Source organism: Streptomyces sp. NPDC027663 (assembly GCF_055566415.1).
The window spans coordinates 215,867-230,437 of record NZ_JBVHSK010000004.1 but is presented as its reverse complement, the minus strand read 5'-3'; the positions used below and the strand labels follow the sequence as shown (position 1 = coordinate 230,437).

The following is a 14,571-nucleotide window of genomic DNA, read 5'->3' as shown; positions in this document are numbered from 1 at the left end:
CCGGAGCCGCGGGAAGCGTAGTGGCCGTGTCCGTCCTCGCACGGCCGCCGGCGCGAACCGCGCGCGCTCCGGGTCGGCCGGCCGGGGCGCCCGCGGGCACCGCTCCCCACCCGGGCCCGCTCACGAAAGAGCGGTGCCTCGGTGACGCTGGTGGCGAGAACCGCTGCTGAGCGCGACGGAGCCGATTGTTCCGGCATTCCGGCCGGCCCCGCCGCCCGGCCTCGGCGCACAGGATGCCTCGCCTGGAGGTACGAGCATCGCCCGCACGAACGGGCGGTGCCGCATACGCTCAAGAAGGGACCGCCGCCGAGCCGCGGGCCCCGCCCCGCCCTCGCGGGCGTCCACGCCGGCCTGCGCCGATGCATCAGCCGCACCCCGGGTGCCCTGGCCAACGGTTGCCCGCGGCCCCCCCTGGTTCACTCGACGGCACCCGCGTCGGGTCGACTCCGTTTCGTCACCTCCGCGATGAGGATCGGGCCGGCACGGCTGCGCGTCGAGCCGGAGTGCGGTGGGGCGGGCGTCAGATGTCGAGAACGGTGCCCAGCCGGGGAGTGATGACCTCGTACGGCTCCTCGGCGGCCGCTTCGAGGAAGCGGGCGAGTTCGTCGGGCTCGGTGGCGTAGAAGCCGTCGAGGTGGAAGCCGTCGTAGTGGATCGGTATCGCGGTCCTCGCCTGGAGGAGGCGAGCGGCCACGGCGGCGTGACGGGCGTCGAGCGCGGCGGGGAAGGGGCTCGGCGGCCGGCAGTGCGGGAAACAGACAGTGGGTCCGTTGATGGGCGTGAGGACCGCGTCGAAAGGACCGTAGCGGCGGACGGCGCGCCACCAGTAGCCGTGGAACATGGTGTCGCCGAGATGGATCACGCGTGTGCCGTCGGCTTCGACGGCCCAGGACACCTGGGGATCGCCGAGGGTGTCCACGGCGGGGACGGCCGCGATGGTGAACGGACCGATCTTCGTGGTCTCCCACAGGCCCATGGCCCGACGGGGGAGGTCGTGGGCGGTCAGTTCCGCCTCCGCCTTGAGAGTCCACAGGTTCTCTTGGTCGTCGCCGCCGAAGGACTCCGGATGCAGGACCGTTCCGCCGGGGCGCAGCGCGCGCGCCAGGGCCCCGGCGTCGGTGTGGTCGCGGTGGAGGTGCGTGCACAGACCGGCGGCCACGTTCCCTGCCGTGCGCGGCGGGACGACCTTCGGCAAAGGAGGCGACAGCTCGGTCCCTTCCAAGACGCCTTCCGGCCGGCCGAGCAGGTCGATGACCAAGCTCTCACCCTGTGCTTCGAGTTCTACTCCGGCCCATCCCAGCCATCGGACACGCATGCGGACGCTCCCTCTTCAGGTCAATTACCTTACGAACGTTCGCTAAAATTAGCAGACGATCGACTGTTAAAGTGAGGGGTATGAGAAAATCCGCCGAGGAAGCCCGGCGCACCCGTGACCGCATCGTCGACGTCGCGGTGACGCAGGCGTCGAGTGTGGGGCTGTCCGGACTGACCATCGGCTCACTGGCGGAGGCGCTCGGCATGAGCAAGGCCGGGGTCGCCGGCCCGTTCGGCTCCCGTGCCTGTCTCCAACTCGCCGCTCTGACACGGGCGGCGGACATGTTCACGGAGGCGGTGGTAGCCCCCGGCCAGGCCGCCGGACCAGGGCTGCCACGCCTGCGCGCCCTCATCGACTCCTGGTGCGCCTACCTGCTCGACAGCCCGTTCCCCAACGGCTGCTTCATGACGGCGGCCTCCTTCGAACTCGACGGACAGCCCGGCGAGCTGCAGGCCGCACTGCGTGACGTGGTGACCCGCTGGCGGCGGCACCTGGGTGAACAGATCGCGACCGCGCAGGCCGCCGGCGACCTCGACGCGGATCTCGACGCCGACGACCTCGTGTCCACCCTGACGGGTATCGCCATGGCCGCCAACCAAGAGATCCAACTCCTCGGCGACGAAGGCGCGGCCACCCGCGCCCGGCGCCTCATGCTCACCTGTCTCGGCGCTTCCGCGGACCCGGGCGCCGGGCGCCCGGGTCGCTGACGTCGGCCACGGCACTCGGCCCACGGTGCGAAGGCCCACCCGGCAGATGCGTGGGTGCCGCGGAGGAGCGCGGCGCCTTCGCAGCCGGCCAACTGCTCCGAGAAGCGCCCGGGACGGCTGCGTTCGCGGCACCGGGGGCGTTGTCAGTGGGCCCGGATAACGTGACAGCCATCTGATCAAGCGATCGACCCCGCCCGGGGTCGGCGGAGGAGGGGCTGTGCCGCGTACGGAGTTGGCCGGGGGGCGCTCGGTGAAGGGGGAGCCCGAGGGGGAGGCTCCCGGTGCCGTCGAACCGGCGGCCGCGGTGGAGGAGCCGGTCGTGCTGCCCGACGAGGAGACGTTCCGGATGCCGGCCTCCTGGCGGCGCCTGGTGTATCCCCGGCGGGGCGGGACCGCGCGGAGCGTTGCCGGGCCGCACCCCGAAACCGAGCAGCGGACGGCACTCCGGCTGCACGAACAGGCGGACTGGATCGAATCGATGCTCACCGCCCCGAAGAGCGACCCGGGCCTGGTCGAAGTCACGCGGGCCCACATGAGCGGCCGTCACAACCCGCTGGGCGCCGCGGTGCTGGCGTCGCTGACCTTCCACTGGCAGGACCCGGACGGCATCTTCGTCGACGCCTGGGTCCGCGCGCACGGCCTGGCCTTCGCCGCACAGGCGGTGGTCGAGCACTTCGACGTCGAGCCGCACTACCACCAGAACGGTGTCCGCCGCGAGAATCCCTGGCTCGGCTTCCGCGCCGACGCGACCACCGGCACCTACTGGGCGCGGTCGAAATTCGCCGACCGCGCGCGTGCCCTGCTGTCCGTGGCGGACGAGGACACCTACCAGGAGACGGTCGCCGCACTGGCCGGCTGCCGGACCGGCATACGCCGCCGCATCGTCGTGTCCTACCTGCTGCCCACCGAGCAGGAGTGGGTGGACGAGGCGTGCGCCGACGTTCCGCAGGCCGACGAACAGCTGCGGGCGATGCTGCTGTGCTCGCTGAACTCCCCGGAGCAACTGCGGACCTTCGGCCGCCGGGCAGGCCTCGTCTGGAACGGCTGGACGACGGCGCTCATCGCCACCCTCGCCGAAGGCACCGGCACCGCGTTCGCCCCACTCCTCGACGAGGCCCTCGACCGGGCCTACGGCTCCGACCAGACCAAGGCCTACGCCCATGCCCTGGTCGAAGTGCCGACGGACGAGGCGTTCGGCCTGCTCCTCCACCGCGTCGACGACAAGCACGTCCGCCCGCACCTGCTGGAGGCGATGCGCCGCTATCCGGTGCGCGCCCTGCGCCTGCTGGGCGCGGCGGCGACCGGCACCGGCAAGAACGCGTCGATGGCCGGGCAGCTGCTCGTCGGGCACGTCGTCGCGCACACCGGCCTGACCGCGGCCGTCCTGCCCGGCCTGCCCGCCGAGGTCGCCGACCTCGTGGCGCCTCACCTCACCCGGAGCGACCGGGCCCCCGAAGCCCCGGCGGAGGCGTTGCCCGCGCTGCTCGTCAGCCCGCCGTGGGCGGGGAAGCGCAAGGCCCGCAAGGCCCGCGTGGCCGCCGAGACACCCGAGGCCCCCGAGCCGCAGGTGGCTTGGCAGCCGGGCGAGCAGGAGGCCTGGGCCAAGGCCGACACCTGGTACAACTGGCGCGGCGCTCACGACTGGTCCCGCGAGATCGAGTACCTCAGGCAGACCGGGCAGCTCGCAAGCTTCGGTCATGTGCGCCTGTTCGTCGACGGCCCCGAGGACGTCGTACGACCGCTGCTCGCCGACTGTGCGCCCGAGGACTACTGGGACGGCGAGGCGGCGCTGAAGCCGGTCGCCGCCAGGCACGGTCTGGCCGCCCTGCCGCTGCTGCGGCGTGCCGCGGCCCGCCATCCGAGCACCCTGGGTGACCTGCTCCTGCCCTACCGGGATTCCGAGGTCGCCGCGATGGTGTGCGACTGGCTGGCACGGTTGAAGTCCGCCGACGCCACCGCCCGCGCCTGGGTGACCCGGCACGGTCTGCAGGCGGTGCCGTTCCTCGTCCCCCATGCGGTGGGGCCGGTCGGTACGGTGCGGCGCGGCGCGGAGAAGGCGCTGCGGCTGCTGGCGGACGCCCACGGCACGGCGCTCCCGGCGGCCGTCGCCGAGTGCGGGGAGGAAGCCGCGAGCATCGTCGAGGAGTCGCTGGCCGTCGACCCCCTGGTCAGTGCGCTGCCCGCGCGGCTGCCGGCGGTCAGTGCCTGGGCCGATCCCGCCCTGCTGCCGCAGCTCCTGCTCACCGAGGGCGGCGCGCTGCCCGCCGACGCGGCGCGCAACGCCCTGATGCTGCTGGCGCTTTCCAAGCCCGGCGAGGTCTACCCCGGCCTGGACGTGCTGACCGCGCACTGCTCCGCAGAGTCCCTCGCCGGCTTCGCCTGGGGTCTGTTCGAGCAGTGGCGGCTGGCCGGCATGCCCCCCAGGGACAACTGGGCGCTGCACGCGCTCGGCTGGCTCGGCGACGACGACACCGTGCGCCGGCTCACGCCCGTCGTGCGGGCCTGGCCGGGCGAAGGCGGCCACCACCGCGCCGTGGAGGGCCTGACCGTGCTCGCGACGATCGGGACCGACGTGGCCCTGATGCATCTGCACGGCATCGCCCAGCGGGTGCCCTTCAAGGCGCTCAAGCAGCGCGCCCAGGAGAAGATCGCGGAGGTCGCCGAGGGCCTGGGCCTGAGCGCCGAGCAGCTGGGCGACCGGCTCGTGCCCGACTTCGGTCTCGACGCCGACGGCAGCACCGTCATCGACTACGGCCCCCGTCAGTTCACCGTGGGCTTCGACGAGCAGCTGCGCCCCTACGTCCGCGACACCGACGGCAAGCAGCGCAAGGCGCTGCCCGCACCGGGGGCCAAGGACGACCCGGAGCTGGCCCCGGCCGAGCGCAAGCGCTTCGCCGCGCTGAAGAAGGACGTCCGCACCGTCGCCGGCGACCAGGTACGGCGCCTGGAGGCGGCGATGGTGAACCGCCGCACCTGGACGGTCACGGAGTTCCGGGAGCTGTTCGTCGCCCACCCGCTGGTGTGGCACATGGTCCGCCGCCTGGTCTGGATCGGCGACACCGGCGCCGCGGTGACGGCCTTCCGGGTAGCGGAGGACCGCACCTTCGCCGACGTCCACGACGACGAGCTGACGCTGTCCGAAGAGGCCACGGTCCGCGTGGCACACCCGCTGCACCTGACGGACGATCTCGACGCGTGGTCGGAGCTGTTCGCCGACTACGAGATCCTCCAGCCGTTCCCGCAGCTGGGCCGGGCCGTGCACGCGCTGACCGCACAGGAGGCCGCCGGGCACCGGCTGGAGCGGTTCGAGGGCGCGAAGGTGCCGGTCGGCAAGCTCCTCGGCCTCACCAAGCGGGGCTGGGAGCGCGGCGTACCGCAGGACGCGGGCGTGGAGCGCTGGTTCCACCGGCGGATCGACGACGACCACCACGTGGTCATCGGGCTCGACGAGGGCATCGCCGTCGGCGCGCTGGACGTGTTCCCCGACCAGATCTTCGAGAACGTCTGGCTTGCCTCCGCTCCCGGCGACTACTGGCCCCGCCGGGAGCACGTACTGCGCTTCGGCGACCTCGACCCGGTCATCGCCTCCGAGATCCTCGCCGACCTCACCGAGGTGACCGCCAGGTGAGCGCCACCGCCGAAGTCGAAGAGGCCGGCGAGGCGCTGCTCCAGCGCCCGCCCGCCGAGGTCCGCCACGCCGGCGAACTGGCCGCCCTGCGCGCCGCGGACGACGATCCCCGTCCACCGGGCTGGCGGCTGAGCCTGCGAGCGGCCCGCCGTTTCATCGTCGGCGACGAACAGGCCGGCATCAGCCGCAAGTTCGTCGGCAACGTCTCCCTGGTGGAGCGCGCCCTGGTGACGCTGGCCACCAACCGTGGCCTGATGCTCGTGGGCGAGCCCGGCACCGCCAAGTCGCTGCTGTCGGAGCTGATCGCGGCGGCCGTCAGCGGCAGCAGCGCCCTCACCGTGCAAGGCGGCGCGGCCACCACCGAGGACCAGATCAAGTACTCCTGGAACTACGCGCTGCTGGTCTCCGAAGGCCCCTCCGAGCGCTCCCTGGTGCCCGCGCCGATGCTGCGTGGCATGGCCGAGGGGCGGATCGTACGGTTCGAGGAGATCACCCGCTGCCCGCTGGAAGTGCAGGACTGCCTGCTCTCCCTGCTCTCCGACCGGGTCATCACCATCCCCGAACTCGACGGGCAGCAGGGCCTGGTCTTCGCCCGGCAGGGCTTCAACGTGATCGCCACCGCCAACACGCGCGACCGTGGCGTCAACGAGATGAGCGCCGCCCTGAAACGGCGCTTCAACTTCGAGACGGTCTTCCCCATCGCCGACTTCGAGACCGAACTGGACCTCGTGGAGGCCGAGGCCGCGGCGCTGCTGCGGCAGTCCGGGGTGGAGCCGCCGCCCCGCCGGGACGTGCTGGAGGTGCTGGTCGGCACCTTCCGTGAACTGCGGGGCACCGCGGCACAGGGCGAACGGATGTCGACGGTGATGAGCACCGCGGAGGCCGTGTCGGTGGCGCACGCGGTGGGCGTGCGGGCCTGGTTCCTGCGCGGCGAGCCGGGCGCAGCGGCCGACGTCGTGGCCTGCCTGGCGGGCACGGCCGCGAAGGACAGCCCCGAGGACCTCGCCCGGCTGCGCCGCTTCCTCGAACAGGAGGCACGGCGCCGCCCCGGCCCGCAATGGCAGGCCTTGCACGAGGCCCGTCACCTGCTGGCGGACTGATGCCGGCCTCCGTGTCGAAGCGCCCGGCGGGGGAGGCGTGCCCGGCGCCGCCGGTCCCGCCTGCGCCCGCCGTCTTCCTCGGCGTGCGCCACCACTCACCCGCCTGCGCACGTCTGGTCGCCCACACGATCCGGACACTTCGGCCGGCGTACGTGCTGGTGGAAGGACCGGCGGACATGAACGACCGGTTGGACGAGCTGCTGCTCGGACACACGCTGCCCGTCGCCGTGTTCAGTCACTACCGCGACGACGAGCGCGTCGCCACGTCCTGGGCGCCGCTGTGCGACTACTCCCCGGAGTGGATCGCGCTGCGGGTGGGCCGCGCCGCCGGCGCCGAGGTACGGTTCGTCGACCTGCCCGCCTGGCACCCGGCCGTCGCCGGCCACACCGAGCGGTACGCCAACCGCTACGCGGACGCGGAGGCGCGGTACGCCGAGGCCACGCGCAGGCTGCGCGAGCACTTCGCCGTCGACTCCGCGGACGCCTTGTGGGACGGGCTGTTCGAGGTCACGGAACCGGATGCCGACCCGGAGGAACTGCGCGCCCGCCTCGACACCTACTTCGACCTGGTGCGCGGCGATGCGGAGGCGGATGCCGCGGACCGGGCGCGCGAGGAGTACATGGCCTCCTGGGTCCGCGCGGCGCTGGCCCGCGCGGGCGGCCGTCCGGTGCTCGTGGTCACCGGCGGCTTCCACCAGCCCGCCCTGCGGGCACTGTCCGCAGGGCGGGCGGACGCCGCAGCTCCGGCCGACTGGCCGGCGGTGCCCGAGCCACCCGGCGGCGCGCTCGGCGGCAGCTTCCTCGTGCCGTACTCCTTCCGGCAGTTGGACGCCTTCGCCGGCTACCTGTCAGGCATGCCCTCACCCGGCTACTACCAGCGGCTGTGGGAGACCGGCCCGGCGGCGGCCGGACAGGACCTGCTGCGCGCGGTCACCGAGCGGCTGCGCGCCCGCGGGATCCCGCTGTCCACGGCCGGCCTGATCGCCGCCCGCGCACTGTCCCAGGGCCTGGCCCGGCTACGGGGCCACCCGTACGAGACAAGGGTGGACGTCCTCGACGGCCTGGCCGGCGCGCTGATCGCCGACGACCTGGACCGGCCGCTGCCGTGGACGACCGGGGGCACCCTCGGCACGGGCACCCATCCGGTGGTGGTGGAGATGGTCACCGCCTGCACCGGCGACGCCGTGGGCCGGCTGCACCCGGACACACCGCTGCCCCCACTGGTGCACGACGTGGCAGCCCACCTCGCCCACCTGGGCCTTGCCGGCGCCGACGCACCGGTCACCCTGGACCTGACGAAGGAAGAGGACCTGGCCCGCAGCCGTGCCCTGCACCGGCTGCGCGTCCTCGGCGTCCCCGGCTTCACCCGCATCTCGGGCCCGGCCGACGGGGCCGATCCGGTCTTCACCGAGGTGTGGGAGCCCCGGCCGGCGGCAGGCGGGCGGGAGGCCGCCCTGATCGAGGCCGGCGCCTACGGGGCACGCCTGGACGAGGCGGCAGCGGCGCAGCTCGGCGCACGCATGCACGCGGCGGGCCCGGACGTCCAGGCGCTGGCCGGGCTGCTGTTCGACGCCGTTCAATGCGGGGCCGGTCCGCTCTGCGCCGATCTCCTGACGGTGCTGGCGGCCCGGGTCGGGCAGGTCGGTGCCCTCGGCCCGCTCGGCGAGATGCTCGTGGCGACGCTGGGCCTGTGGCGCCACGACCGGGTGTTCGGCGTGGCCCGGGACCGGCTGCTGGGCGGCGTGGTGCGTAGCGCCGTCGACCGGGTGTTCTGGCTGGCGGAAGGCCTCCACGGAGGTCCCGGGGTGGACCTGGCCGCGCTGCGCGCGCTCGCGGCCGCACGTGATGCCGTGCGGCACGCGCCCGGCCTGCTGTCGGTCACCCCCGAGACCGTCGCCGAAGCCGCCGCCCGGATCAGCCGCGACCCGCGCGCCCCGGCCGGTCTGCGCGGCGCCGCCTTCGGCCTGCGCCGGGCACTGGGCGTACCGGACGACCCCGGGCCGGTGGTCCAGGCGCTCGCCGCGACTGCGGCGGACGCCCTCGGCGACTGGCTGACCGGCCTGTTCGCGGTGGCCCGCGAGGAGGTCACGCACGGCACAGCGGCCGAGGGGTCCCTGATCGACGTCGTCGACGGCGTTGTATCGGCCCTGTCCGAGCCCGACTTCCTCATCGGACTGCCCGCGCTCCGCCAGGCCTTCGCCTTCTTCCCGCCCCGCGAACGCGAGCGCATCGCCGAGCGCCTGCTGCAGCGCCGGCGACTGCGCGGCTCGGCCCGCTCCCTGCTGCGCACCCCCGCCGACCCCCTGCTGCTGGCCCGAGCCAGAGCCCTGGAGGACAACGTGACCCGCCTGCTCGACCGCCACGGACTGGGGTCCGCACCCGTGGACCGGACAGTGCCCGCCCCGCGTCCGGAGGCGAGCCGATGACCCCAGCACCCCTGGACCCGCCTCCGGCCCTGCCCGACCCCCCGCCGCCCCGGGACCCGGCTACGGCTCCACCCGCTGCCCCTCCGGCTCTCGACGTGGCTTCGGCGCCGGCCGGCCCGTCGCCGTTCGCTGAGTTGGTTCAGGTTCCAGCCGCTACCCCTCCGGCTCTTGACCCGGCTCCGGAACCGTCCGGCACCCCGTCCGTCCCCGACCCGGGTCTGGAGCGCTGACGGCTCGTGCTCGGCGCCGCCGCGGAACGCTGCACCGGCCCGCTGCGCGGCGCGGCCGCGGGCCGGGACGCCGCGCTGGAGTGGCTGTACGGCCGCGACGAGGACCTGCGCCGACGCGGGGTGCGCCGGGGCGCGGCCGACTCCCGCCAGGGCGGCAGCGGACCGTCCCGGCTGACGGCCGTGGACTGGCTCGACGACGTCCACCGGCTGTTCCCGAAGGAGACCGTGGAGCGGCTGGAACGCGACGCGGTGGAGCAGTACGAGATCCACGAGATCGTCACCGACCCGGACGTCCTCGCCCGCGTCGAGCCCAGCCAGACCCTGTTGCGGGCCGTCCTGCGCACCAAGCACCTGATGAACCCCCAGGTGCTGGCGGCGGCCCGGCGGATCGTCGCAACGGTCGTACGGGAGCTGATGGAACGGCTGCAGCCGGAGGTGCGCCGGGCCTTCACCGGCTCCCGCTCCCGCCGCCCCAGCCGGCTGCCGCTCGCCCGCGACTTCGACTTCCGCACCACCATCCGCGCCAACCTCGCCCACTACCAGCCGGAGGAACGCCGCCTCCTCATCCAGCGCCCGCACTTCCACTCCCGCACCCGCCGCCACCTGGAACAGTGGCAACTCGTGCTGCTGGTCGACCAGTCGGGCTCCATGGCCGGCTCGGTGATCCACTCGGCGGTCACGGCGGCCTGCTTGTGGAGCCTGCCGGGCCTGAAGACCCATCTCCTCGCGTTCGACACCGCGGTGGTGGACCTCACCTCGGACGTGACCGACCCGGTCGAACTGCTCATGCGGGTCCAGCTCGGCGGTGGCACCGACATCGCCCGTGCCGTCGACTACGGCGCCTCACTCGTGGAGAACCCGCGGCGCACCATTGTCGCCCTCGTCTCCGACTTCTACGAGGGCGGCGACCCGTTCCGCCTGGTGCGCACCGTGCGGCAAATGGTCGAGCAGGGCACCACCGTGCTGTGCCTGGCCGCTCTCGACGAGGCCGCCGACCCGGTCTACGACCGGGACCTGGCCGGGCGTCTGGCCGCGGTCGGCGCCCCGGTGGGGGCGATGACGCCCGGCCGGCTCGCGGAGTTCGTCGCGGAACAGATCGGCCGGGGAGGGCAGGCCCGGTGACCCGCGCCGACCTGCTGGCGCTGACACCCGACACGCTCGCCTCGCTCGCCAACCGGGGCCTGGTCAAGCGCGCCGAGAAGGACCTGGCGGCGGGCTCCGGCCCGGTGGTGACCACCGGCGACGACGGCACCGTACGCGGCACGTTCCCCGACGCCACCGAGACCGCCCTGCACCCGGGCCGTGGCCTGGATGCGGCCGACTGCACCTGCGCCGCGACGGGGCTGTGCCGGCACCGGATCGCCGTGGTGCTGGCATACCAACGCGACGCTTCGACCGAGGCACCGTCGACCGAGGCACCGTCGACCGATGTGCCGTCGTCAGACGCGCCGTCGACCGAGGCACCGGCGACAGGCGCGCCGTCGACCGAGGCACCGTCGGTCGACGTGCTGACGGCTGAAGCGTCCGTTACCCAGGCGCTGCTGGGCGAAGCGTCGGCTGCCAAGTCGCTGGTGGCTGAAGTGTCCCTTACCGAGGCGCTGGTGGCCGATTCGTCGGCTGCCAAGTCGCTGGTGGCGAAAGCGTCCGTTACTGAGGCGCTGCTGGGCGAAGCGTCCACTGCCAAGTCGCTGGTGGCCGGAGCGTTCGCCGTCGAGGAGCCCTCGGCCGACTGGTCGCCCGGTGATTTCGACGACGACGCGCTGGCCGCGGCGCTGGGCCGTACCGCCCTGACCGCCGCCCACCGCACCCGTGCCCGCGGCTACACGGCCCGCGTGCACCGCCCCACCGCCGACCACCCGGTGCCCCGCGTCGAGCTGCCCACCTGCACCGTCCGCTTCCCCGTCCCGCGCGAACTGGGCTACGCCCTCACCGACGCCGCCGCCCTGCGCGGCGAGGTCATCACCCTGGCAGTGTGGGCCTTCCGCGCCGCCGACGCCGAGCAGGCGACAGAAGTGTCGGTGGGCGGCGGTACGACCAGGCACACGCCCGCCGCCGACAAGGCGCTGCGCGCGGCCGTGGCACTCGCCGACGAACTGCTCCTGGACGGCGTGCAGCAGGCCGGCCCGGTGTTCACCGGCTCGCTCCGCCGCGCCGTACGGGCCCTGACCGCCACCTCCCAGCACTGGCCCGCCGGCGCGGTCTCCGACCTCCAGGAACAACTCGACGCGTACGCGGCCCGCACCACGCGCTACACCCCCGGACGCCTGGCCCTGCTCCTCGCCGAACTCCATGCCCGGCACCGCGCCGCCGGCCACGACCCGGTCGGAGTGCTGGGCACCGGGGAAGCACCGGTGACACCGCTGCGCCGGGTACGGCTGGTGGCGCTCGGCTGCCGGATCAGCGGCACCACGCACGACCGCACCGCCGAGACCTACTTCGCACACGCCGACGCCGGTATCGCCCTGGTCCTGCGCACACGCTGGAACCTGCCGAAGGACCAGCCCCTCACGGGCCACGACCTGTCCGCGCGCCGCCTGCTCGGTTCCCCGCTGCACGCCCTGGCCACCGCGAACGTCGTCAGCGAGCACGCCACACGCGCAGCCGACCGCACGGTCACCCTCTCCCGCGGCCGGATCGCCGCGACGAGCATCACCCCGGTCGGATCGGCCTGGACGCAGCTCCCGGAAAGCCTGCTCCTGAGGGACACCGCCGCACACCTGCGGTCATACGGCGAGCGCCCCCCGCGGCTGGTCCGCCCACGGGTCGAGGCGGACGCCGTACGGGTGGTCATGGTGGACGCCGTCGAGGAGATCGGCTACGACCCCGCCGCGCAACGCCTCGAAGCCCTGCTCCGCGACCCGGCGGGCAACGCCGTCCACCTCCAAGCCGAGTACAACCCCCTGTGCCCCGGTGGCCTCGACGCTCTGGCCGCCGCTCTCGCCGACGACGGGATCCGCGCCGTCAGCGGCATGCCGGCCCGGGCTCGGGGCCGTACCGTGCTGGACCCGCTCGCCGTACTGACCAGCGCGGGCGTGACCGTCCCCGATCTGGCGCCGGGCACCGGCGACGCCACGTTCGCAACGACCGCGCACCGCCCGGCCGACCCGATCACCACAGCTCTGGAGTCGGCCCTCACGACCCTGGCGGACGCAGCTCACCAGGGCCTGCGCCACACGACCCCGGCGACCCGCACCGCCCTCACCGCCTGCGCGGCCCGCCTGCGCCGTACGGGCCTGCACTCCGCGGCCCGCCTCCTTGACGACCTGACCCGCACCCTGCACGACCAGGGCGCCCCCGCGGCCGTCCCGCCCTGGGTGACGGCCCAGATCCACCTGACGACGAGCCTGGAGCTGCACCAGGAGGACGGCTAGGAAGCCGGTGACCGCGGACGGGAAGCGACCGCCGCCCCTCGTCCCGCGCGGCGGGGGAGGGGACCGGCCTCTCCTCTGCCCCTGTGCGCAGGCATCGGTTCACCCCGGCCCGCACAGCGACGGCGAGCGCGCGCGGAGCGGGCACCGTCCGAGGAATGGAGGCGCTCCCGTGAGGAATGGAGGCGCTCCCGCGGGCCCGGGAGGACGCCGAGGCAGGCGCGCCGCCTCAGTGGGTTGAGATATGCGTCCACTGGACGCATAGTAGCGGGGTGACGGCAGGATCAGCGGCGTGGTGGAAGGCGCGGTACGCGGCGCTCGCACGGCAGCGGCCCCGGACCGGTGGGCTCGAGCTGCGGCGCATCACCCAGGCGGCGCTGGGGATCGTGGACGCCGAAGGGCTTGTCGCCCTCACCATGCGCAGGGTGGCGGAGGAGATGGGGGTACGGCACACCTCGCTGTACCGGCACGTGGCCAGCAGGGACGAGCTGCTGGTGGAACTCGTCGACCATGTGCTGGGGGAGGTGACGCCGGCGACCAGCGGCAGGGGGTGGCGGGCCGACGTGGAAGAGTCCGCCGGGGAGTTCAGGCGCGTACTCCTCGGACACCCCGCGATCGTGCCGCTGCTGACGACGGGCCAGCTGCTCGGCCCCAACGCCCTGCGGGCACGGGAGGCCGGACTGGGTCTGCTGATCAAGGCCGGATGGAAACAGTCACAGGCCGTCCAGATCTATCTGACCGTCACGCACTTCGTCATCGGCACCGCGCTGCTCGGCACCGGCGGCGCGGCACGCAGCGCCGAGGAACGGACCGCGATGACGGACCTGTTCGCCGGACTGCCGCAGTACCCGCTGGTGCGGGAACTGGCCGTGCCGCTCAACCTCCCCGACGGCGACCAGGAGTTCCGCTTCGGCCTGACCGCCCTCCTCGACGGAATCGGAGACCCCTGATGAACCTTGCCGACTGGATCGCAGGCGGCGACAGAGTGGAGCTGGACGGGCACCGCCTCTTCCTGCGCCAGGACGGCGAAGGCGTACCGGTCACGCTCGTGCACGGCTTCCCCACCTCCTCCCACGACTGGGCGATGACCGTCCCGCACCTCGTGGCGGCCGGATGCAAGGTGACCACCCTCGACCTGCTCGGGTTCGGGGCGAGCGACAAGCCGCCCCGCCACCGCTACTCCATCCATGAACAGGCAGACCTGGTCGAAGCCGTCTGGCAGCGGCTGGACGTCGGCGAGACCGCGCTGGTCGCTCACGACTACGGCGTCTCCGTGGCGCAGGAGCTGCTGGCTCGCGACCCACGCCGTATCACGCGCGCAGCCTTCCTGAACGGCGGCCTCTACGCCGACCTGCACCGCCCGATCCCGCTCCAGCGCCTGCTGCACAGCCCCGTCGGCCCGCTTCTGGCCCGCCTCACCGACGAGAAGAGGTTCACCGCGGGTCTGCGCAGCGTCCTGGCCCGACCCGTCCCGGACGAGCTGCTGCACGACATGTGGACCTCGATGGCCCGAGGGAACGGCCATCACCTTGCCCCGCGCCTGCTCCGGTACATCGACGATCGCCGCGTCCACTTCCACCGCTGGACCGGCGCGCTGGAACGGTACGAGGGCCCGCTGCTGTTCGTGTGGGGTCCCGAAGACCCCGTCAGCGGAGCCCACGTCCTTGACCGACTGCGCCTCAGACGCCCCCACGCCGCATTCACCGTCCTGGACGGCGCGGGCCACTACCCACAGGTCGAAGCACCCGAGAAGACCGCCGAGGCGCTGGCCGCCTTCCTCGCCGGGTAGACAGCCGC

General features: G+C 73.7%; 9 protein-coding genes. 8 read left to right on the top strand and 1 reads right to left on the bottom strand.

Annotation, left to right across the window (positions count from 1 at the left end):
• Positions 1-520 precede the first annotated feature (520 nt).
• The gene (locus ACZ4SF_RS14225) at positions 521-1,315 is read right to left on the bottom strand and encodes an MBL fold metallo-hydrolase (protein ID WP_468383049.1); all 795 of its coding nucleotides are present in this window, start codon (positions 1,313-1,315) and stop codon (positions 521-523) included.
• A gap of 80 nt (positions 1,316-1,395) precedes the next feature.
• On the opposite strand from ACZ4SF_RS14225, the gene ACZ4SF_RS14220 reads away from it, so the two are divergent.
• The 8 genes from ACZ4SF_RS14220 (at position 1,396) to ACZ4SF_RS14185 (ending at position 14,563) form a co-directional block, all read left to right on the top strand.
• Complete coding sequence (locus ACZ4SF_RS14220) at positions 1,396-2,022, top strand: TetR/AcrR family transcriptional regulator (RefSeq protein WP_468383046.1); 627 nt, start codon at positions 1,396-1,398, stop codon at positions 2,020-2,022.
• 217 nt (positions 2,023-2,239) lie between these two features.
• Positions 2,240-5,650 (top strand): DUF4132 domain-containing protein, encoded by a 3,411-nt coding sequence (locus tag ACZ4SF_RS14215; RefSeq protein WP_468383043.1) that lies wholly within the window; start codon positions 2,240-2,242, stop codon positions 5,648-5,650.
• Complete coding sequence (locus tag ACZ4SF_RS14210; protein WP_468383040.1) at positions 5,647-6,750, top strand: AAA family ATPase; 1,104 nt, start codon at positions 5,647-5,649, stop codon at positions 6,748-6,750. The genes ACZ4SF_RS14215 and ACZ4SF_RS14210 overlap by 4 nt, the downstream gene beginning before the upstream one ends.
• 11 nt (positions 6,751-6,761) lie before the next feature.
• Positions 6,762-9,176, top strand: coding sequence for a DUF5682 family protein (locus tag ACZ4SF_RS14205; protein WP_468383038.1), 2,415 nt, complete (start codon positions 6,762-6,764; stop codon positions 9,174-9,176).
• 236 nt (positions 9,177-9,412) lie between these two features.
• Positions 9,413-10,528, top strand: a complete 1,116-nt coding sequence (locus ACZ4SF_RS14200) for a VWA domain-containing protein (RefSeq protein WP_468383035.1) — start codon at positions 9,413-9,415, stop codon at positions 10,526-10,528.
• On the top strand, positions 10,525-12,777 hold the full coding sequence (locus tag ACZ4SF_RS14195; RefSeq protein WP_468383032.1) for a hypothetical protein: 2,253 nt from the start codon (positions 10,525-10,527) through the stop codon (positions 12,775-12,777). The genes ACZ4SF_RS14200 and ACZ4SF_RS14195 overlap by 4 nt, the downstream gene beginning before the upstream one ends.
• A gap of 269 nt (positions 12,778-13,046) precedes the next feature.
• Positions 13,047-13,724 carry a TetR/AcrR family transcriptional regulator C-terminal domain-containing protein gene (locus tag ACZ4SF_RS14190; protein ID WP_468383029.1) on the top strand — a complete coding sequence of 226 codons (678 nt, stop codon included), beginning with the start codon at positions 13,047-13,049 and terminating at the stop codon, positions 13,722-13,724.
• Complete coding sequence (locus ACZ4SF_RS14185; RefSeq protein WP_468383026.1) at positions 13,724-14,563, top strand: alpha/beta fold hydrolase; 840 nt, start codon at positions 13,724-13,726, stop codon at positions 14,561-14,563. The genes ACZ4SF_RS14190 and ACZ4SF_RS14185 overlap by 1 nt, the downstream gene beginning before the upstream one ends.
• Positions 14,564-14,571: the final 8 nt, after the last annotated feature.

Bases quoted from the DNA above. Each gene is read 5' to 3' on its own strand.
- ACZ4SF_RS14225 (WP_468383049.1), bottom strand. From the start codon at position 1,315: ATGCGTGTCCGATGGCTGGGATGGGCCGGAGTAGAACTCGAAGCACAG.
- ACZ4SF_RS14220 (WP_468383046.1), top strand. From the start codon at position 1,396: ATGAGAAAATCCGCCGAGGAAGCCCGGCGCACCCGTGACCGCATCGTC.
- ACZ4SF_RS14185 (WP_468383026.1), top strand. From the start codon at position 13,724: ATGAACCTTGCCGACTGGATCGCAGGCGGCGACAGAGTGGAGCTGGAC.